Annotated in this window: 21 protein-coding genes and 1 pseudogene; 9 read left to right on the top strand and 13 right to left on the bottom strand. The window is 72.0% G+C overall.

Annotated elements, in window-relative coordinates; translation table 11 throughout:
• Positions 1–6: 6 nt before the first annotated feature.
• A complete protein-coding gene (locus AB0J40_RS20295; protein WP_364455133.1) occupies positions 7–768 on the bottom strand; it encodes a polysaccharide lyase family 7 protein in 762 nt (253 codons plus the stop codon).
• A 247-nt stretch (positions 769–1015) separates the two neighbouring features.
• Between AB0J40_RS20295 and AB0J40_RS20290 the strand changes: the two are divergent.
• Positions 1016–1812 (top strand): annotated as a pseudogene (locus AB0J40_RS20290) (serine protease).
• A gap of 21 nt (positions 1813–1833) precedes the next feature.
• On the opposite strand, the gene AB0J40_RS20285 reads toward AB0J40_RS20290, so the two are convergent.
• Positions 1834–3237: an alpha/beta hydrolase gene (locus AB0J40_RS20285; RefSeq protein WP_364455130.1), complete on the bottom strand. Its 1404-nt coding sequence runs from the start codon at positions 3235–3237 to the stop codon at positions 1834–1836.
• A gap of 149 nt (positions 3238–3386) precedes the next feature.
• Between AB0J40_RS20285 and AB0J40_RS20280 the strand changes: the two genes are divergently transcribed.
• Positions 3387–5651, top strand: coding sequence for a glycoside hydrolase family 3 N-terminal domain-containing protein (locus tag AB0J40_RS20280; RefSeq protein ID WP_364455127.1), 2265 nt, complete (start codon positions 3387–3389; stop codon positions 5649–5651).
• A gap of 18 nt (positions 5652–5669) precedes the next feature.
• Here the strand turns inward: AB0J40_RS20280 and AB0J40_RS20275 are convergent, their stop codons facing one another.
• Entirely contained in the window at positions 5670–6287 is a 618-nt protein-coding gene (locus tag AB0J40_RS20275) for a methyltransferase domain-containing protein (RefSeq protein ID WP_364455124.1), read from the bottom strand.
• Between the two features lie 37 nt (positions 6288–6324).
• Here AB0J40_RS20275 and AB0J40_RS20270 point away from each other — a divergent pair, with 37 nt between their 5' ends.
• Positions 6325–6753 (top strand): MerR family transcriptional regulator, encoded by a 429-nt coding sequence (locus AB0J40_RS20270; protein WP_364455122.1) that lies wholly within the window; start codon positions 6325–6327, stop codon positions 6751–6753.
• Here the strand turns inward: AB0J40_RS20270 and mftD are convergent.
• The 7 genes from mftD to mftA form a co-directional block, all read right to left on the bottom strand.
• Entirely contained in the window at positions 6745–7935 is a 1191-nt protein-coding gene (gene mftD, locus AB0J40_RS20265; RefSeq protein WP_364455120.1) for a pre-mycofactocin synthase MftD, read from the bottom strand. The genes AB0J40_RS20270 and mftD overlap by 9 nt on opposite strands.
• Positions 7932–9356: a mycofactocin biosynthesis glycosyltransferase MftF gene (mftF, locus tag AB0J40_RS20260; RefSeq protein ID WP_364455117.1), complete on the bottom strand. Its 1425-nt coding sequence runs from the start codon at positions 9354–9356 to the stop codon at positions 7932–7934. The genes mftD and mftF overlap by 4 nt, the downstream gene beginning before the upstream one ends.
• Positions 9357–9471: 115 nt before the next feature.
• Positions 9472–10245, bottom strand: coding sequence for a mycofactocin-coupled SDR family oxidoreductase (locus AB0J40_RS20255; protein ID WP_364455115.1), 774 nt, complete (start codon positions 10243–10245; stop codon positions 9472–9474).
• Positions 10242–10907, bottom strand: coding sequence for a mycofactocin biosynthesis peptidyl-dipeptidase MftE (gene mftE, locus AB0J40_RS20250; RefSeq protein WP_364455658.1), 666 nt, complete (start codon positions 10905–10907; stop codon positions 10242–10244). Before mftE ends, AB0J40_RS20255 begins: the two co-directional genes overlap by 4 nt.
• Before the next feature lie 2 nt (positions 10908–10909).
• Entirely contained in the window at positions 10910–12076 is a 1167-nt protein-coding gene (gene mftC / locus AB0J40_RS20245; RefSeq protein WP_364455112.1) for a mycofactocin radical SAM maturase, read from the bottom strand.
• On the bottom strand, positions 12076–12369 hold the full coding sequence (gene mftB / locus AB0J40_RS20240) for a mycofactocin biosynthesis chaperone MftB (RefSeq protein WP_364455109.1): 294 nt from the start codon (positions 12367–12369) through the stop codon (positions 12076–12078). The genes mftC and mftB overlap by 1 nt, the downstream gene beginning before the upstream one ends.
• The gene (gene mftA, locus AB0J40_RS20235) at positions 12359–12457 is read right to left on the bottom strand and encodes a mycofactocin precursor MftA (protein ID WP_364455107.1); all 99 of its coding nucleotides are present in this window, start codon (positions 12455–12457) and stop codon (positions 12359–12361) included. Before mftA ends, mftB begins: the two co-directional genes overlap by 11 nt.
• A 106-nt stretch (positions 12458–12563) precedes the next feature.
• Here mftA and mftR point away from each other — a divergent pair, with 106 nt between their 5' ends.
• The gene (gene mftR, locus AB0J40_RS20230; RefSeq protein WP_364455104.1) at positions 12564–13205 is read left to right on the top strand and encodes a mycofactocin system transcriptional regulator; all 642 of its coding nucleotides are present in this window, start codon (positions 12564–12566) and stop codon (positions 13203–13205) included.
• A gap of 3 nt (positions 13206–13208) precedes the next feature.
• Here mftR and AB0J40_RS20225 read toward each other — a convergent pair whose 3' ends face one another.
• A complete protein-coding gene (locus AB0J40_RS20225; RefSeq protein WP_364455101.1) occupies positions 13209–14138 on the bottom strand; it encodes a hypothetical protein in 930 nt (309 codons plus the stop codon).
• A 235-nt stretch (positions 14139–14373) separates the two neighbouring features.
• Between AB0J40_RS20225 and AB0J40_RS20220 the strand changes: the two genes are divergently transcribed.
• Together AB0J40_RS20220 and AB0J40_RS20215 are read left to right on the top strand one after the other, a co-directional pair.
• Positions 14374–14721, top strand: coding sequence for a GntR family transcriptional regulator (locus AB0J40_RS20220; protein WP_364455098.1), 348 nt, complete (start codon positions 14374–14376; stop codon positions 14719–14721).
• Positions 14718–15620 carry a DUF1648 domain-containing protein gene (locus tag AB0J40_RS20215; protein WP_364455096.1) on the top strand — a complete coding sequence of 301 codons (903 nt, stop codon included), beginning with the start codon at positions 14718–14720 and terminating at the stop codon, positions 15618–15620. Before AB0J40_RS20220 ends, AB0J40_RS20215 begins: the two co-directional genes overlap by 4 nt.
• Positions 15621–15708: 88 nt before the next feature.
• Here the strand turns inward: AB0J40_RS20215 and AB0J40_RS20210 are convergent, their stop codons facing one another.
• A complete protein-coding gene (locus tag AB0J40_RS20210; protein ID WP_364455093.1) occupies positions 15709–16368 on the bottom strand; it encodes a DUF4190 domain-containing protein in 660 nt (219 codons plus the stop codon).
• 142 nt (positions 16369–16510) lie between these two features.
• Between AB0J40_RS20210 and AB0J40_RS20205 the strand changes: the two genes are divergently transcribed.
• From AB0J40_RS20205 to AB0J40_RS20195, 3 genes are all read left to right on the top strand, one after another.
• Positions 16511–16831, top strand: coding sequence for a hypothetical protein (locus AB0J40_RS20205; protein WP_364455090.1), 321 nt, complete (start codon positions 16511–16513; stop codon positions 16829–16831).
• A gap of 91 nt (positions 16832–16922) precedes the next feature.
• The gene (locus tag AB0J40_RS20200; RefSeq protein WP_364455087.1) at positions 16923–18551 is read left to right on the top strand and encodes a GMC family oxidoreductase N-terminal domain-containing protein; all 1629 of its coding nucleotides are present in this window, start codon (positions 16923–16925) and stop codon (positions 18549–18551) included.
• Positions 18548–20122 carry a succinic semialdehyde dehydrogenase gene (locus tag AB0J40_RS20195; RefSeq protein ID WP_364455085.1) on the top strand — a complete coding sequence of 525 codons (1575 nt, stop codon included), beginning with the start codon at positions 18548–18550 and terminating at the stop codon, positions 20120–20122. The genes AB0J40_RS20200 and AB0J40_RS20195 overlap by 4 nt, the downstream gene beginning before the upstream one ends.
• Position 20123: 1 nt before the next feature.
• On the opposite strand, the gene AB0J40_RS20190 is transcribed toward AB0J40_RS20195, so the two are convergent.
• A complete protein-coding gene (locus AB0J40_RS20190; RefSeq protein WP_364455083.1) occupies positions 20124–20894 on the bottom strand; it encodes an isocitrate lyase/phosphoenolpyruvate mutase family protein in 771 nt (256 codons plus the stop codon).
• Positions 20895–20901: the final 7 nt, after the last annotated feature.

Here is a 20901-nt window from a genome sequence, read left to right as displayed (position 1 = left end):
ACGGCGTCAGCCGTGCGAGACGGTCAGGCCGTAGAACGCCACCCGCGCGCCCTTGGTCGTGCTGTCCGAAGAGGACTGGTTGTACGAGCCCGCCTTGAAGTACTGCTTGTACGCCTTGAACGACGACGGGATCGAGTAGTGCGTCGTACTGCCGTTGACGGTCAGGTCGATCGTGTTCCCGCCGGAGATCCCGATCGTGTAGGTCCACGTCTTGCCGATCGACACGTGCCCCACCGTGTGCGCCGTCTGGCCGCCGTCGGGGGAGTTCTCCGTGCCGAGGACGATGTCGCCGTTCGAGTGGTAGTACAGCTCCAGCAACGGTTTCGTCGACGAGCCGCCGGTGCCGAGGTGGACCTGGCCGACGCACACGTTCTTCGTCACCGACACCACCCGCAGGGTCGCGCTCAGCTTGTGCGACCCGCTCAACGACCAGTTCGCCGCCGAGCCGTCGCGGTTCATCTCGCGCAGTTCGGACCGCGCGTAGTTCGAGTTCGGGGTGGTGACGCCCTTTTCCGGTGCCCAGAACGTCATCGCGCCGTCGCGGGTGTCGGTGTAGAAGTAGCTGTCCTGGAAGCCGTTCGGGCCCTGCAGCCGGGACGAGGAGATGGTGGTCGGCGAACCGGGGGAGCCGACCGGCTCCTGCAGCTGCCAGATCCCGAGGTCGAAGTTGCCGCCGGGCGCCACGGAGGGGTCGGCCGCCCGCGCGGGGGCCGCGGTGGCCACGAGGGCCGGCACCGCCAGCAGGACGAGCAGGGAACGCACGCGCATCGAGGTGTCCTCTCGCAGAACATAACTGGTCTGGACAACCCGGCGGCGGTGAGCAAACGGTAGAACCCTGTTGGCGTCATGTCAAGGATTGACCCGCGAGCTACCGTGCCCGGTGATTATTCGCCACTCAGGTCGGACAAAAACCAACCATCATCGTCAAGACGTCAGAAAGCGACTTTCGTAGCTAACCGCGGTCACGGCCGGTCTGGTCTGCTCCCGGGTACCACTTCCAGGTCCCCGAAGGGAGATGTTCATGCAGGTAGACGGACGTTCCGTGGTCCGGCGGGCCGCGACGGCCCTCGCCGTGGCCGCCGCCGTCGTCGTGGTCGCCGCCCCCGGTGCGTCGGCCGGTGACCCGCGGATCGTGGGCGGCACGCCGACCACGATCGAGGAGTTCCCGGCCACCGTGATCTTCAACGTCAACGGCGCGCAGCACTGCGCCGGCACCCTGGTCGCGAAGAACAAGGTGCTGACCGCCGCGCACTGCACCGACGGGTCGAGGCGGCGCAGATGGAGATCATCGGCGGGCAGACGAAGTTCAGCGACACCTCCGGAACGAAGGCGGGCGTCAGCGACGTCTGGCAGAACCCGGACTTCGACATGAGCGGGATGCAGCACGACAACGCCGTGCTGACGCTGGACAAGGACCTGCCGTACGAGCCGGCCATGCTGGTCCAGTCGGCCGGGGACGCGGCCTACCAGGCCGGCAAGGACGTCACGGTGGTCGGCTGGGGCACGACGTCGGAGGGCGGCGCCGTCTCCGACACGCTGCTCAAGGTGTCGGTGCCGGTGGTGGACAACGACACCTGCGCCGAGAAGTACCGTACCGGCGGGGCGAAGTACGACAAGGCCTCGATGTTCTGCGCGGGCGTCCCCGAAGGCGGCAAGGACTCCTGCCAGGGCGATTCGGGCGGCCCGGCCTACGTCGACGGCAAGCTCGCCGGGATCGTCTCGTGGGGCGAAGGCTGTGCCCGCAGGGACTTCCCGGGGGTGTACACCAACGTCGGCAACGACTACTCGGTCATCAGCTCGCACCTCGGCTGAGCCGGACCGGCCGGCGGTGGCTCAGGCCGGGCAGCTGAAGTCGTGGTGGGGTGTCTTCAGCGTCAGCAGGTACTGGTCCACCGCCGCCCGGGTGCACCCGGTGCGCCGGTAGGCCCCGTGTCCCGCGCCTTCGTAGGTCAGCAGCGTCGTGTTGGCCGGCGCCTGGCGGTGGACGTTCACGGCCCAGGCGTACGGCGTCGCCGGGTCGTAGCGGCTGCTGAGCAGCAGGATCCGCGGCGCCCGCGCGCTGTCCAGCCGGTGCGGCGGATTGGCGGGCGGACCGGTGACGCCGAGGCAGGCGGTGGCTTCGTCGTGGCCGATCGTGCTGCCGCGCATGATCGGCGAGCGGCGCAGCTCTTCGGCGTACATCGCCGAATACCGCGCGAAGTCCGGCATCCGCAGGTCGAAGTCCTGGCAGACGACGGCCGGCCGCACCGACTCGTAGTTGGGCACGAACCGCGCCCGCACCGGCGGATCGCCGCCGGTGGTCTCGGCGATCACCCTCGCCACGTCGTCCCAGTCCGGGATGCGCATGTCCTCGTACACCTGGTCACGCAACCAGTTGTGCGGCAACGGCATCCCGTCGGCGGCGGTCCGGGCCCGCCGCCAGGTCGCGAGGACGTCCCGGCCGTGCAACGCGCAGGTCGTCGTCCGGTCGCACCAGGCGGTGAACTGCCCGAACAGCTCGTCGACGGCGGCGGCCCGGTCACCCACGAAGTGCACGAGATCAACGCTGTGGTCGATGATCCCGTCCAGCGCCATCGCGCGGACGTGGTCGCCGTACCGTTCGGCGTACTGCTGGCCCAGCAGCGTGCCGTAGGAGGCGCCGTGGAAGCTGAGCTGCTCCTCGCCCAGCGCGCGGCGGACGGCGTCCAGGTCGCGGGCGTTGGTGGCGGTGTCGGCGTGGTCGAAGACGGGCAGGTTCCGGGCGCGGCAGCCGGCCACCACCTGGCGGTTGATCGCCCGCAGCTCGGCGAACCTCGTCCGGTCGGCGGGTTCGTTGTCGGGCGGGGGCGCCGGGAAATCGCAGTCGATGTGCCCGCTGTTGCCGGTGCCGCGCAGGTCGAAGCCCACGACGTCGAACCGGGCCCGGATCTCCGCGCCGAAGTAGCCGGGGGACAGCGGGATCTCCGCACCGGACGAGCCGGGGCCGCCGGCGTCGGCGAACAGGACGCCGAGGCGGTGGGCGGAATCGGTGGCGCGGTGCCGGGCCACCGCGAGGCCGATCGACGGCCCCCACGGCCGGTCCCAGTCGAGCGGCACCCGCAGCGTCCCGCATTCGCCGTCGGGCGCGCCGGGGTTGTCCGGGTCGTCCGGACAGGTCGTCCAGGCGATCGGGGACGGCGACCAGGCCGCGTCCGCGAGGGCCGGGGTCGCCCCGGTCAGCAGGAAAGCGCTTGCCAGGACAGCTCCGAACGCCCGCACGGCGCCCCCTCCACGTGTCGGTCCGGATCCGACCGTAGGACGCCCGGGTCCGGACCACAACCCTTCGTGGGAAGGAAAAACCACCCGGCCGGCCCCGTCGATCGTGCTTATGCTGGCGGCCTTCGTTCTCTCGCGAAAGGGTCCCCGCCATGGAACAGCCCGAGAGCCACGCAGCCACTTCGACCGCCGACGGCGTCAACCGGCGCAGCCTGCTCGCCGGTGTCGGCGGTCTCCTCGCCGCCGGGGGAGTCGCTTCGGCGCTCGCCCCGCCCGCCGCCGCGGACCCCGCCGCCCGGCCCGAACGGAACCCGCGGGTGGAGGACCTGCTCGGGAAGATGACCGTCGCCGAGAAGCTCGGGCAGCTGCAGCTGGTCGGCACCGAAGACCTCGCGCGGACGGCTCTGGCGACCGGGCAGCTGGGCGGGGTCTTCTCCGTCGTGGGTGCCGCGAAGCTCAACGCGCTGCAGAAGATCGCCGTCGAGCGGACGCGGCTGCGCATCCCGCTGATCTTCGGCCTGGACGTGATCCACGGCTACACCACGAACTTCCCGATCCCGCTGGCCCAGGGCGCGAGCTTCGACCCCGGCGTGCCCGCCGCCGACGCGACGGTCGCGGCGAAGGAGGCCCGCCGCAGCGGCATCCACTGGACGTACGCGCCGATGATGGACGTCACCCACGAGCCGCGCTGGGGGCGCATCGCCGAAGGATCGGGCGAAGACCCTTACCTGGCCTCGCAAATGGCCGTGGCGAAGGTCCGCGGCTACCAGGGCGGCGACTACTCGTCCCCGGACCGCCTCGCCGCCTGCGCCAAGCACTTCGTCGCCTACGGCGGCGCGGAAGGCGGCCGCGACTACAACACCGTCGACGTCTCGCTCCAGCGGCTGCACAACCTCTACCTGCCGCCGTTCAAGGCGAGCGTCGAAGCCGGCGTGGCCACCGTGATGGCCAGTTTCAACACGATCAGCGGGGTTCCCGCGCACGGCAACGGCTACGTCCTGCACGACGTCCTCAAGGGCGCCTACGGGTTCCGCGGGTTCGTCGTCAGCGATTACACCGGCGTCGAAGAGCTGATCAACCACGGCCTCGCGGGCGACGGCGCGGACGCCGCGGCGGCGGCGCTGCCCGCCGGGGTCGACATGGAAATGGTCAGCACCAACTACGTCACCTACGGCCGGCAGCTGCTGGACCGGCGCCGGATCACCCTCGACCAGCTCGACGACGCCGTCCGCCGGATCCTGCTGGTCAAGGTCGAGCTGGGGCTCTTCGAACGGCCGTACGTCGACGAAGCGGGCGAGGTGAAAGCGCCTTCGCCGGCCGCGCTGGCCGCGTCGCGGCAGGCCGCCGGGCGGTGCATGGTGCTGCTCAAGAACGACGGGCCGGTGCTGCCGCTGGCCCGGTCCGTGGGCTCGGTGGCCGTCGTCGGCCCGCTCGGCGCGGCGACCTACGACCTCAACGGCACCTGGGCCGGCCTGGGTACCGGTGCCGGCACGACCCCGCCGGTGACCGTGGTGGACGGGATCAGGGCCGCGGCACCCCGAGCCAAGGTCACCTACACCGCCGGGTGCCCGGTCGAGGGCACCGACACCAGCGGGTTCGCCGCCGCGCAGCAGGCCGCCCGCGCGGCCGACGTGACCGTCGTCGTGGTCGGCGAAACCGCGGCGATGAGCGGCGAAGCGGCCGCACGCAGCAGCATCGACCTGCCCGGCGTGCAGCAGCAGCTCGTGGCCGCGATCAAGGAGACCGGCAAGCCGTTCGTCGTGGTGCTGGTCAACGGCCGCCCGCTGACGATCCCGTACCTGCACGACAACGCGCCCGCGATCCTCGAGGCGTGGGCGCCGGGCGTGCAGGGCGGGCACGCGGTCGCGGACGTCCTGTTCGGCACGGTCAACCCGGGCGGCAAGCTGCCGGTGAGCTTCCCGCGCGCGGTCGGGCAGATCCCGATCTACTACAACCACGAGAACACCGGCCGCCCGGCCGATCCGGACAACAAGTACACGTCGAAGTACCTCGACCTGGAGACCGGCCCGCTCTACGAGTTCGGCTTCGGCCTGTCGTACACGACGTTCCGCGTCGACGGCCTGCGCTTGTCGAGCACCCGCATGTCCCCGCGCGGCGGCCGGGTCCAGGTGAGCGCGACCGTCACCAACACCGGTTCCCGCGCGGGTGACGAGGTGGTCCAGCTCTACCTGCGCGACCCGGTCGCGAGCATCGTGCAGCCGGTCCGGCGGCTGCGCGGGTTCGAGCGGGTGACCCTGGCCGCGGGCGCGTCGCGGACGGTGTCGTTCACGCTCACCCCGGACGACGTCGGCTTCTACGACAACGCCGCGCAGTTCCGGGTCGAGCCGGGCAAGATCGAGATCTACGTCGGCACCAGCTCGGCGGCCACGCTCACGGCGAGCTTCACCGTGGGGTGACCGCCGCGGAGTGTCTGGTCAGCGCGGGTTGACGCCGAGGACGCAGGCGACCGGCGGGTCGAGGTCGAGCGTCTCGACCCGCACCTCGGTGAACCCGGCTTCGGTGAGCAGGTCCTGCAGCTCGCGGGCGGCCCGGGCCGTGGTGCCCCGGTCGGCGCCGGGACACCGCGGCTGGGACGCGAGCGCGATGCGCCCGCCCGGCCTCAGCACGCCGCGCAGTTCGCGCAGCCGCTCCGGCGGGTCGGGCCAGAAGCCCGCGTTGTTGACGGCGAGGACCGCGTCGAGCGGTTCGCCGAACGACGGCAGGTGCTCCACCGAGGCGTGCACCAGCTCGATCCGGTCGGCCGCGGCCCGGTTGCGCCGCGCCGCCCGCGCCACCATGACCGCGGAGTGGTCGACGCCGTAGACGCGGCCGCGGGTCGCGCGGGCGGCCAGCTCGCCGAGCGCGATCCCGGGGCCGAAGCCGACTTCGAGCACCCGCTCGTCCGGCCGGACGTCCAGCAGGGAGACCGCCCAGATGTTGCGCCGCCGGTTGGATCCGCGGTGTGCCATCACCCAGCCGGCCACCCGCCCGCCGAGCCCGCGCGGGTGGTGGAACTGCCCGATCATCCGGTGCTTGAGACCTGTCTTCGCCATGCCGCGAGTGAACGGCTTCAAGTACGCTCGAAGTCAAATGCCCGAGGAGCTGCTGACGATCGGCGAGCTGGCCCGCCGCACCGGCGTGGCCACTTCGGCGCTGCGCTACTGGGAGGATCAGGGCCTGCTCGCCGCGCCCGAGCGGGTCGCCGGCCAGCGGCGTTACCCGCCTTCGGCCGTCGACCAGGTGGGCGAGATCCTGATCCTGCGCGACGTCGGGTTCACCGTGCGCGAACTCAAGACGCTGCTCGCCGTGCGCACCTCGGCCGCGCCGGCTTGGCGCGAACTGCAGCGGCGCAAGCTCGCCGAACTGGACGCCCGGATCGCCCGCGCCCAGGCCGCCCGCACGGCGATCGCGCACGGCCTGGACTGCCCGCACGAGGACGTCCACGACTGCCCGAACTTCCGCCGCGGCGTCGCGGCCCGCCTCGCCGGGGCGACGCTGGAAGAAGCCCACTCACACTGAACTTCGTGTGCCGGCGCCCAATGCGCGGACGAACGTCTCCGGGATCCGGACGTCGTCGCGGCTCAGGTCGTGCACACTGCGGTGGCCGAGCGCGAGCAGCGTCGAGTCGATGCCGTTGCGGAGGACGTCGAGGACGTTTTCGACACCGGCCTGGCCGTTCGCCGCCAGGCCCCACAGGTAGGCGCGGCCGATGAGGACCGCCCGCGCGCCGAGGGCGAGCGCCTTGACGACGTCGCTGCCGCGGCGGATCCCGCCGTCCAGCAGGACTTCCACCTGGTCGCCGACGGCGTCGGCGACCGCCGGGAGCGCGCGGATCGTGGCCGGGGTGCCGTCGAGGTTGTTGCCGCCGTGGTTGGACACCGAGATCGCGCTGACGCCGGCGTCGACCGCGCGCCGGGCCTCGTCGACGCGGATGACGCCCTTGAGCAGGAACGGCCCGTCCCACTGCGAGCGCAGCCAGGCCACGTCGTCCCACGAGGGCGGCGGCGTCTGCATCCACTGGCCGTACGCGCCGAAGAACGTGGGGACCGGGGTGCCGGGTTCGGCCATGTTCGGGACGCCGAGGTCGGGCAGCCGCCGGGTGCGCGCGTAGTCCAGCAGCCAGCGCGGGCGGCTCAGGCCTTCGGGTGCGAAGCGCAGCAGCTCGCGGAAAGTGAGTTTCTCGGGGATGTGCGGGCTACCCCAGTCACGGCTGTGCGAGAACGACCAGTCGAGGGTGAGGATGAGCCCGGCGGCACCGGCGCGGCGGGCGCGGTCGAGCCGGCCGAGGATGTCGTCACGGCCGCCGGTCCAGTAGACCTGGAAGAACGTGGCCGGGTTGGCGGCGACGACGTCTTCGATCGGCTTGCTGGCGAAGGAGCTCAGGCCGATGGCGGTGCCGCGGGCGGCGGCCGCGCGGGCGACGGCGACTTCGCCGTCCGGGTGGACGGCCTGCACGCCGGTGGGGGAGATGACGACCGGCAGCGCGATTTCGCGGCCGAGGACGGTGGTGGCGAGCGCGCGTTCGCCCGACTGCCCCGCGGTGCGCGGGGCGAAAGTCAGCTCGTCGAACGCGTCGAGGTTGTCCTTGAGCGTCAGGCCCTTTTCGGAGCCGGCGATCAGTGCCGAGTAGACGGACGGGGGCAGGCGTTTCTTCGCGCGCCGCTGCGCTTCGGCGATCGATTCGAACCAGGCGTTGCTCATGCGGGGCCTCGCTTTTCCTTGCTGTCGACGCGCAACGGGCGCCAGGCGATCTCGGGCCGCACCGGCGCGGCGGTGCGGTGGGTCAGGCAGCCGGCCCAGACGCCGGCGCCATAGGCGATGTCGTCGGCGACGGCGCCGGCGGTGTAGCGGACGGGATCGAGGGCGGGTCTGCGCTGCGCCCACGCGGTCAGCGGCGGCCCGAGCAGCAGCGACGCGACCGCGGCCCGCCGTCCCCACCCGCGGGGGACCAGCAGCGCGGCGAGGACGGGCGCGGCGAACTGCGTCCCGTAGCGGCCGGCGCCGAGCCAGGTCTGGTGGACGGCGGCGCCCATCGCGCGGACCACGCCCTCGGTCGGGATGTCGTTGTCCTGCAGCGTTTTGAGCATGCTCAGGACGGCGCCGCCGAAGCCGCCGGCCGCGAGCAGGGGCCGCCGGGCGAGCAGCGCGCCGACGGTCAGGGCCGGCCACGGGTGCAGCACGAGCGGCGCGAGGTTCCCGGGATGGCGCCGCGCGAGCGGGGCGGCGGACGTGCCGTACCGCGCGCGGCGGCCGAGGAGTTCGCGCCAGGTCCCGGGTTCGTGGTGGCCGACGTGGACGTCCGGGGCGTACCGGACGCGGTGCCCGGCGGCGTGCAGCCGCCAGCCGAGGTCGACGTCCTCGCCGACGCGGAGTCCGGGATCGAACCCGCCGATCTCGTGCAGGGTGGCCCGGCGGGCGACCAGCGCGGCGGTGGGGACGTACGAGGTCCGGGTCCGCGGGGCGACGCGCGCCGGCCGGTCCCCGAGGTCGAGACTGCCGGCGGCTTTCGTGTACCGGCCGGCCGTGGTGTCCCGCGCCAGCGCGCGGACGCGGGGGGCGATCGCGGCGAGCAGGGGATCGGCGAAGTGGGCCGCGAGCCGGTCGGCCCAGTCACCGGGGGCGGTGCAGTCACTGTCCACAAAGGCCACCAGTTCGGTGTGGAGGTGGTCCAGCGCGGTGTTCCGGGCGGCGCCGGGACCGCCGTTTTCGTTCCGGCGCACGAGGGTGGCTCCGTGCGCGGCGGCTGTTTTCGCGATCGCTTCGGGGTCTCGCGAGCCGTCGTCGACGACGAGCACGGGGTGGCGGTTGCCGAGCGAGGCCAGGCAGCGGGCGAGGGAGCCGGGCCGGTCGAGGACGGGGACGACGAAGGTGAGATCGGCGGGGCCGCTGGGCGCGGGCGGGACGGGGTGGGCGAAGCCGGCATCGGTGAGCCGCCGCGCGAGCGCCCCGGCGGTGGGGGAGGTGACGGGCCCGGCCGCGAGTTCCTGCCAGGCTTTCCGGCCGGTCGGGGTGAGCCGGAGGACGCGGGCGGGCGAGCCACCGAACCAGAGGTCGTCGCGCAGCTGCTTGGTGTCGGGATCGAGGACGATCCGGAAGCCGGTGGGCAGGGGAGCGGTGGTCATCGAGCCGGCCCTCCGTGCGGGGAAGCGGCGGCCTTGGTCGGCAGCGCGGTGACCCGGCCAGGCCTCGGTTGGCGGGCGACCTCGGCGACTCGGAAGCCGGGAGTCGGCGGTGCGGTCACAGGGCCAACCCTCCGTCCACCGGCACCACCGCACCGGTCGTCGCGCCGCTCTCCGGGGCGGCCAGGAACGCCAGCACGCGCGCGATCTCGGCCGGCTCCAGCAACCGCGCGACCGGCTGCTGCGCGGCGAAATCCGCCGCACCCGGCAGTCCGTACAAGCGGGCGCTCTCGGCGAGGATCGGCGTATCGGTCGAGCCGGGGCTGACCGCGTTGGCCGTGACCCCCGTCCCGCCCAGTTCCGCACCCAGCGCGCGCACCAGTCCCGCCACCCCCGCCTTCGCGGCGCAGTAGGCCGCCAGCATCGGCAACCCCCGCGTGGCGGCGGCGGAGGCGACCGCGAGGAACCGGCCCGACCTCGGCGCCGGACGGCGCAGCAACGCCGGGATCGCCGCCCGCGCCAGGTTGAGCACCCCGCGCAGGTCCACGTCCAGTACCGCGTCCTCCTGCTCCGGCGGCACCTCCCACTGCGGCACGCCCCCGGCGATCACCCCCGCGGCCGCGATCGCGACGTCGAGGCCACCCCACCGGTCCTCCGCCCAGGCCACCGCCGCGGCCAGTGCCTCGGGATCCCGCACGTCGGCCACGAACGGCTCCGCCCCCGACTTCGACGCGACCGCCCTCAGCTCCGCCTCGCTCCCCAACGCGTACGGCAGCGCAGGATCATCGGCGGCGACGTCGACCGCGAGCACGGCGTAACCCTGCTCCGCCAGCCGCAGCACGGTCGCCGCCCCGATTCCGCGCGCCGCACCGGTGACGAGCGCGGTCCTCATGTCCAGCCGTCCACATAGGACAGCAGCTGTGCGGTCAGGCCGGCCAGCAGCGCCCGGCCGTCCGCCGCCGTCGCCGTGGTCGGGTCGCCGAGCACGCCGGTCGGGCTCACCGCGCGGACCCCGCCTTCCCGCAACAGCGGCAGAACCTCGGCGAGGGGACGCCGATCGCCCGCGACCGCCCGGTCCATCCGGACGCCGGCGGGCCGCAACGTCAGTTGCAGCGCGGTTTCCGGGCGCCCGGCGTGCGGGTCGCCGTCCCAGCGGGGCTGGAACACCCCGACGTCCCGCGACTCCGCCCGCAGCCGCGCGACGGCCCGGGCGACCGGTGCCGCGTTGCCGCCGTGCGCGGAGACGAACAGCATCCGCGGGAACGTCTCCGCCGCCGACCGGCCCAGTTCCAGCAAGAGCAGCTCGGTCGCCTCCTGGCCGATCGACAGCGTGCCGGCGAACCCGGCGTGCTCACCGCTGGAGCCGTAGGCCACCGGCGGCGCCACCAGCACGTCTGTGCGCGCCGCCGCCAGCCGATCGCACAACGCGAGCGCGATGTCCGTGTCGGTCGACAGCGGCAGGTGCGGGCCATGCTGCTCGGTCGCGCCCACCGGCACCGCCAGGATCGCCGCGCGTGCGGCGACGTCCGGCCAGGACAGATCCGCGAGCCGCACGGTCAGCGCCTGAAGCCGGCGAGCGGGTTCTCGTCGCACGCGCGTTCCGGCGGACGGCGCAGCCCGATGGTGACCGGGACCGGGCCCCGCCGGTGCGAGTGGTCCAGCGAGGGCTTAGGAACGCTCGTGACGCCGGCGAGAGCGAGTTCGCCGTGGCCGCGCACGCACTCCGGGTCGGGGCCGTCCAACGGCAGCCCGGTGAAGAACTTGGCGGCCATGCACCCGCCGCGGCAGGCGTCGAACGCCGAGCACGACGTGCAGGCGCCACCGCTCTGGGGCGAACGCAGCGACGTGAACAGCTCCGATTCGCGCCAGACCGACGTGAAGCCGCCGTCACCGCGGACGTTGCCGGCCAGGAAGGTGTCGTGGATGGCGAACGGGCAGGCGTAGACGTCGCCGACCGGGTCGACCAGGCACACGACGCGTCCGGCGCCGCAGAGGTTGAGCCCGGGCAGGCCGCCGTCGCCGTAGCCGGCGAGATGGAAGAACGAGTCGCCGGTGAGGACGTTCTCGCCGTGGGCCACCAGCCAGTCGTACAGTTCCCGCTGCTGGGCGGCGGTCGGGTGCAGCTCGTCCCAGGTGTCGGCGCCGCGGCCGGACGGGCGCAGCCGGGTGATCCGCAACTGGGCGCGGTAGCGGTCGGCGATGGCCTTGAACGCGTCGAGCTGGCCGACGTTGTGGCGGGTCATCACCACGGAGATCTTGAAGTTCTCGAAGCCGGCGGCGGAAAGGTGTTCCATGGCGCGGATCGCGGTGGCGTAGGAGCCGGGGCCGCGGACGTGGTCGTTGACCTCGGCGGTGGCGCCGTCCAGGGAGATCTGGACGTCGACGTAGTCGCTGCCGGCCAGCCGGCGCGCCACCTCCGGGGTGATCTTGACGCCGTTGGTGGAGAACTTGACGCCGACGTGGTGCTCGGTGGCGTAGTCGACGAGTTCCCAGAAGTCCGGGCGGACGGTCGGTTCGCCGCCGCCGATGTTGACGTAGAAGACCTGCATGCGCTCGAACTCGTCGATCAGCGCCTTGCACTCCGCCGTGGACAGTTCGCGCGGGTCCCGCCGCCCGGAGGAGGAAAGGCAGTGCACGCAGGAAAGGTTGCAGGCGTAGGTCAGTTCCCAGGTGAGGCAGATGGGGGCGTCGAGCCCGTACTGGAATTCGTCCACAAGGGACATCAGGCACTCCTCGGCTGGATCATGCGCGAGTCGGCGAGGGCGGCCAGTGCCGCGCGGTACCGCGGCAGCTCGCCGGGGCCGACGCCGGCATCGGTGCACGCGGCCCTGGCGTCCGGCTGCGCGGCGAGGCCGCGGACGACGGCCAGGAGCGTCGGGCTCTTCAGGAAGGAAAGCCGGCGGGTGCCGAAGTGGTACAGCAGGGCGCCGAACCGCTCGGGCCGGATCGACACCCGGTCGTCCAGGCGCCATGCGGCGTCGAGGTCGAAACCCGCCGGCGCGTCCTCAGTAGACACCGCACATGCCGTCGATGGAGACCTCTTCGACCAGCAGTTCCTCGGTGAGGGGTTCGTCGGCTTCGGGCGTGGTCTGGTTCTCGCTCATCCTGGCTCCTTCGGCAGAGATGATTTTCGGCACTCAGTGACGAATGGCAGGGAGAGTAATGTCACCGCGTGTCGATAATCAAGGCTCCCGAGGGAACGGCACCCGAATGACCGATGACGTGCTCGCCCGCCCCGCGAACCGCCGCGGCCGTCCACCGGGCACGAGTGCCCGCGAACTCGAGGTCGCCGCGCTGCGGTTGTTCGGCGAACAGGGCTTCCACGAGACGACCGTCGACCAGATCGCCGCGGCGGCCGGCGTCAGCAGGCGCACGTTCTTCCGCTACTACGACGCGAAGGCCGACGTCCTCTGGAACGAGTTCGACACCGAGGTCGAGACGATCCGGTCACTGCTCGCCGAGACGCCGGCGGACCTGCCGGTGCTGGAAGCGGTGCGCCGGGCGGTCCTCGCGGCCAACCACTACAGCGCGGCCGACGTCCCGGAGCTGCGCCGCCGGATGACGCTGCTGAGCACGGTCCCGGAGCTGGCCGCGAGCGCGGCGGTCCACTACGACGCGTGGGAGCGGGCGATCAGCGCGTTCGTCGCCCGCCGCTCGGGTCAACCGGAGGAATCGCTGTACCCGCTGGTGGTGGGGCGCGCGGTCCTGGCGGCCTGCCGGGCGGCGTACGACCGCTGGTCGGCTCGCGCGGACGCGGACTTGGTGGTGTACCTGGACGCGGCGTTGCGCGCCCTCGCGGCCGGCCTGACCGACGACGTGCTCGGGGCGGAGCCGGACCCGGTAGCGGAGTAGCGGTCAGCAGCGCTGCCCGATCGTCGGCGTCTCCGCGACGACCCGGCTGCCCGGCGGCAGTGTTTCGCGTTGGGCGTCCGAGTAGGTGTTTGTGTGGTACCGGTCGGATTCGTAGTTGGCGCGCAGCTCGGCATCCGCGGTGGCGTCGGCGGCCACCAGCAGGAACCGGCTGTTCCGTGCGCCGGGCTCGGTGTTGGCCGCGATGCGGACGGCGAAGGAGTCGCCGACCGGTGCCTTGGCGTAGAAGTGGTCCTTGTTCCCGTTCGCGTCGTCGGCCAGCAGCAGGGTGACCAGCCAGAGTGTGCTTCCCGCGGTGGCCGGGTCGCCGTCCGTGCCACCGGACAGCTCGTACTCCGTGTTGCACCCGCCGGGGTGGTCGCCGCTGACCGCGATGTGCGCGCGGCCGGGCGGCGCGGGCGGAGCCGGCTTCGACGTCCTCGTGGTCGGCGGTTCGAAGGTCGGGCCCGGCAGCGTCGTGGGCGGGGACGGCAGAGTCGTCGGAGCCGACGTCGAGGACGGCGGGGAAGTGAGGGAAATCGGCGAGGTCGGCGCGGCCGTGGGCGCCGGCGGCACCGTTCTGTCGCTTGCGTCGGCGGCCGGCGGGAAGAAGAACCTTCCGCCCGCGAATCCGGCTCCGAGCGAGATCGCGACCACGAAAGTGAACAAAACGACGTGCTTGACGCGGATCGGCCTGCCTTGACGTTTCCGGCGCACCGCCCGCACGACCGAGAAACCGAGCGCGAGCAGGAGAGTTGCGGCGGAAGCCAGCCACAGGGTCAGGTAACTTCCGGTGGCCGGGTGCTGGAAGAGCTGGTCGAGTGCGGAGACGACGCCCAGAAATGTCGCAGCCGTGGTCGACGGCACCAGCGCGGCCGCCCACCGTTTGACGAATCCGCCGGATGTCGGCTTCTTCGCATTTTCCGGGTCGGTCATGAACACATCCTCGGTGGCGTCGATCGGGTCACACTTCTATCGTTCCGAAAATCCGGGATGTGACAAATTGAGCGAAGTTTGCCGATTCTTCGTGGTGGAGGTTAATCACCGCGCGAGCGCTCGTGCGCGGACTCGGGAACCCCGCGGCCGACTCGGCCGACGGGCGGCCTGGACGCTGGTGCCCGGCCACCCACCCTGGCGATGAGTGCAGGCTTGTTCTAGTATCTGTAGAACAATGCTGTTGCGACTGGACGACCGGGACACCGCGCCGCTGCACGAGAAGATCGCCGCGGGGTTGCGGCGTGCGCTCGCGGCGGGGGAGGTCGCCGTCGGTGAGCGGCTGCCCGCCGCTCGGGAGCTGGGCGCCTCCCTCGGCGTCAACATGCACACCGTGCTGCGCGCCTACGCCCAGCTCGCGGACGAAGGCCTGGTCGCCATGCGGCGCGGGCGCGGGGTGACCGTGCTGGCCGCGGGACCGGAGCGGGCGGAGCTGCACCACCGGATCCGCGCGCTGCTCGACGAGGCGCGACGGCTCGGCATCGAGCGGGAGGAGTTGGTCGCCATGATCAGGGAGGCCCGATGAAGTCCGCCGTTCTGCGGTACGGGATTCCGGCCGTGGTGCTGCTCGCCATCGTCGTGCCGGCGCTCGTCCTCGCGCCGCGGCTGCCCGACCCGATCGCCGTGCACTGGGCGTGGGGTGGCGTGCCCAACGGCCATGCGCCGTGGTGGCTCGTCACCACGGGCGCGGCGGTGTTCTGGTGCGTGGCGTGGACGGCCGTGGCGCGGACCGCGTCGGCGGCGAGCGGGGTCTACGGCCTCGGCGGCGTCCTCCTGACCGCGCATTCGGTGGGGTTGTGGGCCAACCTCGACGCGCCGTCGTGGGAGCGGGCCCGGCACGTCGGCTGGGCCCTGGCGCTCGGCATCGTCGCGGTGGGCTTGGCCGGCGTCGCGGCTGGCTGGGTCCTGGCACCCGCGAAACCGGCCGAGGCGGCGGCGACGGGTCCGGCGCCGTCGGCCGGTCTCGGGGCGAGCGAACAAGCGGTCTGGTCGGGAACCGCGCACAACCTCGCTCTGATCGCCATCGCGCCGCTCGTGACCGCCCTCGCCGCGGCGCTGGGGAGTACGCACGTGTGGCTCGCCGGGCTGCTGGTTTCGCTGGTGGCGCTGGTGTTCTCGTCGGTGCGGGTGCTCGTCGGGCCGTCCGGCGTCCGCGTGCGGATCGGGGTGCTCGGGTGGCCGCGCCGTTCGCTGACGTACGACGAGATCGCCGAAGCGCGCGCCGATCGGATCGTGCCGCTGGCCTACGGCGGCTGGGGCTGGCGGCGGCGTCCCGGCCGGTCCGCGGTCGTGGTCCGGGCCGGTGACGGCCTGGTGCTGCGCCTGCGTTCCGGAAGCGCGTTCGTCGTGACCGTCGACGGGGCGCAGACGGCTGCCGGGCTCGTCAACGACTACGTCGCCCGGCACCGCTCGCCGGCCTCCTGACCACTTCCAGCCGCGGTCGGCGAGGACGCCGGCAGGCGGTCGGTGAGCACCCTGCGGTAACTGGCTTGCCGCCGGAAGCCACCCGCGGTCAGTGGCGCAGCGGTCCCGTGAACTGCTGCTCCGAAGTGGCCTGCCAGGTGCACACCGCGGCCCTCGTACCCGCCGCCCACGCCTTGCTGTCCGGGTAGAACACCCCCACCGATGCCTCGACCGGTGGCGCGTACCCCGGCCCGAACACCGCCGCCCGCTTGGCCTCGCACCCTGCCTTGGCCTGCGCCTCCAACGTGTCCTCGCCCGGGTACTCGCCCTCCAAATACCCCTTCAACGGCACCGTCGCGAACGCTTCCCCGTCGTGCGCCGCGGTGCACGGCACCTTGGTCGCGTCCAGGCTGTACGCCGGTGGGGTCGTGTAACACTCGCCCGGCTTCAACGCCACGAGCGTCGGTGTCGAGCCCAGCAGCTCCGCGCGCTTGACCACCGCGATCACCCCGATCGTCAGCCCGCCCACCCACAGCAGGCTCAGCACGATCCCGGCGATCGCCATCCCGCGGCCACGCTGGTCGGTGCGGCTGATCTGCACCAGCGCGACGATGCCGAAGATCAACCCGAGCACCAGCGAAAACCCGCAGATGCCGAGGATCCCCATGACCAGCGACACGACCGCGAACGTGTTGCGCCCCTGTGGCTTGGGCGGCCCTGGTGCCACGACCATCCACTGCGGTGGGTTCAGCGGGTGCTGCTCGGACATCGGCCCCCCTCGTCCGGACGCCGCCGGATGGACGCCCGGCCTGAGCATAGTGGCGGATCGTGACCTGGTGTCACACCCGGCCGCTTGTCGCTCGATGGGGTGACTGCTTACAGTTTTCCTCCGGTTTCCGCGGGGAGGAAGCATGCGCGCCAGACGGCGGTCCATCCGGTTCAGCGGCACGGAAGTCACGATCAGCGCGGCGGTCAAGGACGGTCTGTTCGGCAACGACCGCAAGCACACCTTCAGCGTCACGAAGATCAAGAACATCAGCAACTCCGAACCCGGGTTCTCGCGCCCCGGACGGCTGACCTTCACCGTCGAAGGCGCGTCCACCGATGTCGTCGAGAACCCCGCGAGCGGCGGCGACCGGGTCGACATGAACACGTTCTGCTACGGCAGCCTGGACACCGGCCGGGTCCGCAAGCTGGTCGCGGAGATCAAGAAGGCCATGGAGGGGTCCTAGGAGTACCCGTTGCGCTCCGAGGCGGCGACGCTATACCGTGAGCAAACTAGAACAGGTTATAGTTTGTGGCGGGCGGGACCGAGGAGCGGACATGGCGAACAGGGCGCCGCGCGGCGACGAAGCCGACTACGTCGTCGTCGGGTCGGGAAGCTCGGGGGCGGCGATCGCGGGCCGCTTGGCCCAGTCCGGGGCCAGCGTGATCGTGCTCGAAGCCGGGAAGACCGACGAGCGGCTGCTGATCAAGAAGCCCGGACTGGTCGGCCCGATGCACGCCGTGCCGCAGCTCAAGAAGCCCTTCGACTGGGGCTTCTACGGCATCCCGCAGAAACACGTTCTCGATCGCCGGATGCCGGTGCCGCGCGGCAAGGTCGTCGGCGGCTCCAGCTCCATCAACGGCATGGTCTACGTCCGCGGCAACCGCGCCAACTTCGACTCCTGGGCCGCCGAGGGCAACACCGGCTGGGACGCCGACAGCGTCAACGCCGCCTACAAGCGGATGGAGGACTTCGAAGACGGCGAGAACGCGTTCCGCGGCGCCGGCGGCCCCATCCGGGTCACCCGCGCCAAGAACCCCCAGGAGGGCTCGCTGCAGTTCGTCGACGCCACCGCCGACGCGCTCGGCTGCAAGATCCTCGACGACTACAACGCCGAATCGCAGGAAGGCGTCAGCCGGATGCAGCAGAACGCTGCCGACGGCCTGCGCTACAGCGCCTCCCGCGGCTACATCCACCACCTCGCCCCGCCGACGCTGCAGCTGCAGTCCGGGGTGCTCGTCAAGAAGGTCCTCTTCGACAACGGCCGCGCGGTCGGCGTCGAGGTCGCCGACGGCCGGGGGAGCCGGGTCGTCCGCGCCGGCAAGGAGGTCATCCTCTCCGCCGGGTTCGCCGGCTCCGCGCAGCTGCTCATGCTGTCCGGGATCGGCCACGCCGAGCACCTCAGGGAGCACGGCATCGACGTCCTCGCCGACCTGCCCGTCGGCGACAACATGCACGACCACATGTTCCACGCGCTGACGTTCCACGTGTCCTCCAGCAAGAACAAGGGCTCGGCGCCGTACTTCGCCCGCGGCCTCGCCCGCGAGCTGCTGAAGCCCGGCAGCACGTTCCTGGCCAACTCGGTCTTCGAGGCCGTCGCGTTCCTCAGGACGTCACAGGCCGGCGCCGTCCCCGACCTCCAGCTGCACCTCCTGCCGTGGGCGTACGTCTCGCCCAACCAGGACGCACCGATCCGCCACGACGTCGACAAGCGCCCGGCGCTCACGGTGCTGTCGACGCTCATCTACCCGAAGAGCCGCGGAACACTGCGGCTCGCCTCGGCCGATCCGACAGCCGCGCCGCTGATCGACTTCCAGTACCTCTCCGACCCGGCCGACCTCGAAGTGCTCGCCGAAGGCTCGGAAATGGTCCGCGAGATCTTCGCGTCGAAGGCGTTCAAGGGCGCGGTGAAGGAAGAGATCCACCCGGGCAAGGACCTGCGCGGCCAGGAACTGCGGGACGCGATCCTCAACCGCGCGACGTCGGTCTACCACGGCGTCGGCACCTGCCGGATGGGCGTCGACGAGCTCGCGGTCGTCGGTCCCGACCTGAAGGTGCGCGGCGTCGAGGGCCTGCGGGTCTGCGACGCCTCGATCATGCCGTCCATCACCGGCGGCAACACCAACGCGCCCGCCATCATGATCGGTGAGATGGGCGCGCGGCTCGTCCTCGGGAGCGCATCGTGACCGTGACTCCGCTGCAGCTCACCCGCCCGGCGTCGGTGACCGACGACTTCCTGAAGCAACTGGTCGCCAGGGTGCCCGGCTCGGCAGGCGAAACCTGGCAGCTCACCGAGGTCTACACCGGCGAGGCGCTCGTCGACCTGCCGCAGTCGACGCCGGCCGACATCGAGCAGGCCTTCGCCACCGCCCGCGCGGCACAGCGGAAGTGGGCCGCCACCCCGCTCAAGCAGCGGCTGGCGGTGTTCAAGCGGGCGCACGCGCTGTTCGTCGACCACGCGCGGGACGTCGCCGACCTCATCCAGGTCGAGAGCGGCAAGAACCGCCGGATGGCGATCGAAGAGACCTGCGACCCCGCGATGGTGATGAGCCACTACCTGCGCCGGGCGGCCAAGCTGCTGGCGCCGGTCAAGCGCGGCGGCCCGGTGCCGCTGCTGACGAGCTCGACCGAGGTCCGGCAGCCCAAGGGCGTCGTCGGGATCATCGCGCCGTGGAACTTCCCGTTCGCCACCGGCATTTCCGACGCGATCCCGGCGCTGATGGCCGGCAACGCGGTCGTCCTGAAGCCGGACAACAAGACCGCGCTCTCGCCGCTGTACGGCATCCGGATGCTGGAGGAAGCCGGCCTGCCCGAGGGGTTGTTCCAGGTCGTCTGCGGCGAAGGCCCGGACGTCGGCCCGACGCTGATCGACCAGGCCGACTACGTGATGTTCACCGGCTCCACGGCCACCGGCCGGGTGATCGGCGAACGGGCCGGCCGCAACCTCATCGGCTGCTGCCTGGAGCTCGGCGGCAAGAACCCGATGATCGTCCTCGACGACGCCGACATCGCCGAAGCCGTGCGGGGCGCGATCTTCGGCGCGTTCGGCAACACCGGGCAGATCTGCATGCACATCGAGCGGATCTACCTGCCGGAGTCCCGCTACGACGAGTTCAAGGACGCCTTCGTGAAGGCCACGACCGCCTTGGACGTCCGCGCGGCCTACGACTTCGGGCCCGACATGGGTTCGCTCGTCTCGCCCGACCACCTGCGCCGGGTCAAGGAGCACGTCGACGACGCCGTCGCGAAGGGCGCGACCGTGCTGTGCGGCGGCAAGCCGCGCCCCGACCTCGGCCCGGCGTTCTTCGAGCCGACGATCCTCGAAGGCGTCACGAAGGACATGCTCTGCGGCGTCACGGAAACCTTCGGGCCCGTGATCGCGCTGCACAAGTACCGCACGGTCGACGAAGCCGTCGAGCTGGCCAACGACACCGACTACGGCCTCAACGCCTCGGTCTGGAGCCGGGACGTCGGCGCCGCGCGGGCCGTGGCCGCCCGCCTGGAATCCGGCAACGTCAACATCAACGACATCCTCGCGACGGCCTTCGCCGCCAAGGGGACGCCGTCCGGCGGCGTCAAGAGCTCCGGGGTCGGCGCCCGCCACGGCGACCAGGGCCTGCTCAAGTACACCGACGGCCAGAACCTGGCCGTGCTGAAGAAGCAGGTGATGGGCCCGCGGCCCGGACAGGGCTACGACAGGTACGTCGAAAGCATGCTGTCCGGGCTCAAGCTCATGCGGAAGCTGCGGATCCGCTAGCTCAGTTGAGCTTGCGGGTGTCGGCGGGCAGGCCGCCGCCGGCGTAGACGTCTTCGGCGAGCTTGGCCAGCGCGGTCAGCGCCACGTTCTGGCTCCACGGCCCGTAGGACACGCGCGAGACGCCGAGCTCCTGCGCGCGCTTCAGCGGGATCGAGCCGGGAATGCCGATGAGGTTGACCTTGCGCTCGCCCAGTTCCCCGACGAGCCGCGCGACCTGGTCCTCGTCGAGCTTGCCGGGCACGAAGAAGTTGGACGCGCCCGCGTCGAGGTACGCGCGGCCGCGGGTGATCGCCTCTTCCAGCGCGGTTTCGGGGTCGGTCTTGAGGAACGCGTCCGTGCGGGCGTTGAGCACGAAGTCGACGCCCGCCTTCTGCGCGGCCGCCACGGCGGCTTCGACCGCCTTCACGGCTTCGCCCAGCGGCTTCATCTGGTCTTCGAGGTTGGCGCCGACCGCGCCGACGTCGATGGCCCGGGCGATGGTGCCGCCGGGGTCGCCGTAGCCGGCTTCGAGGTCGGCGGTGACCGGCAGGTCGCCCGCCGTCCGCACGATCAGCGCGACCTCGGCGATCATCTCGTCGCGCGGGATCTTCTCGCCGTCCGGGTAGCCGCGCGAGGCGGCGATGCCGTGGCTCGGGGTCGCGAGGGCCTGCGTGCCGGGCGTCTCGGCGACCACCTTGGCGGTGATGGCGTCCCAGACGTTGACGACGAGCAGCAGCTCGGGCGCGGCGTGCAGCTCCTGCAGCCGGGTGGCCTTGTCGGCGGTGGAAGTCATGCCGCCC

It is taken from the genome of Amycolatopsis sp. NPDC049691, assembly GCF_040675005.1.
Lineage (GTDB): Bacteria > Actinomycetota > Actinomycetes > Mycobacteriales > Pseudonocardiaceae > Amycolatopsis.
Note: the sequence above shows the minus strand (reverse complement) of the source record. Positions and strands in the feature narration are given on the sequence as shown.

What these genes read in the sequence shown, in the direction of transcription:
- AB0J40_RS20295 (WP_364455133.1), bottom strand. Translation starts at nt 768, where the DNA reads ATGCGCGTGCGTTCCCTGCTCGTCCTGCTGGCGGTGCCGGCCCTCGTG.
- AB0J40_RS20280 (WP_364455127.1), top strand. Translation starts at nt 3,387, where the DNA reads ATGGAACAGCCCGAGAGCCACGCAGCCACTTCGACCGCCGACGGCGTC.
- AB0J40_RS20275 (WP_364455124.1), bottom strand. Translation starts at nt 6,287, where the DNA reads ATGGCGAAGACAGGTCTCAAGCACCGGATGATCGGGCAGTTCCACCAC.
- AB0J40_RS20270 (WP_364455122.1), top strand. Translation starts at nt 6,325, where the DNA reads ATGCCCGAGGAGCTGCTGACGATCGGCGAGCTGGCCCGCCGCACCGGC.
- mftD (WP_364455120.1), bottom strand. Translation starts at nt 7,935, where the DNA reads ATGAGCAACGCCTGGTTCGAATCGATCGCCGAAGCGCAGCGGCGCGCG.
- mftF (WP_364455117.1), bottom strand. Translation starts at nt 9,356, where the DNA reads ATGACCACCGCTCCCCTGCCCACCGGCTTCCGGATCGTCCTCGATCCC.
- AB0J40_RS20255 (WP_364455115.1), bottom strand. Translation starts at nt 10,245, where the DNA reads ATGAGGACCGCGCTCGTCACCGGTGCGGCGCGCGGAATCGGGGCGGCG.
- mftC (WP_364455112.1), bottom strand. Translation starts at nt 12,076, where the DNA reads ATGTCCCTTGTGGACGAATTCCAGTACGGGCTCGACGCCCCCATCTGC.
- mftA (WP_364455107.1), bottom strand. Translation starts at nt 12,457, where the DNA reads ATGAGCGAGAACCAGACCACGCCCGAAGCCGACGAACCCCTCACCGAG.
- mftR (WP_364455104.1), top strand. Translation starts at nt 12,564, where the DNA reads ATGACCGATGACGTGCTCGCCCGCCCCGCGAACCGCCGCGGCCGTCCA.
- AB0J40_RS20225 (WP_364455101.1), bottom strand. Translation starts at nt 14,138, where the DNA reads ATGACCGACCCGGAAAATGCGAAGAAGCCGACATCCGGCGGATTCGTC.
- AB0J40_RS20220 (WP_364455098.1), top strand. Translation starts at nt 14,374, where the DNA reads ATGCTGTTGCGACTGGACGACCGGGACACCGCGCCGCTGCACGAGAAG.
- AB0J40_RS20215 (WP_364455096.1), top strand. Translation starts at nt 14,718, where the DNA reads ATGAAGTCCGCCGTTCTGCGGTACGGGATTCCGGCCGTGGTGCTGCTC.
- AB0J40_RS20210 (WP_364455093.1), bottom strand. Translation starts at nt 16,368, where the DNA reads ATGTCCGAGCAGCACCCGCTGAACCCACCGCAGTGGATGGTCGTGGCA.
- AB0J40_RS20205 (WP_364455090.1), top strand. Translation starts at nt 16,511, where the DNA reads ATGCGCGCCAGACGGCGGTCCATCCGGTTCAGCGGCACGGAAGTCACG.
- AB0J40_RS20200 (WP_364455087.1), top strand. Translation starts at nt 16,923, where the DNA reads ATGGCGAACAGGGCGCCGCGCGGCGACGAAGCCGACTACGTCGTCGTC.
- AB0J40_RS20190 (WP_364455083.1), bottom strand. Translation starts at nt 20,894, where the DNA reads ATGACTTCCACCGCCGACAAGGCCACCCGGCTGCAGGAGCTGCACGCC.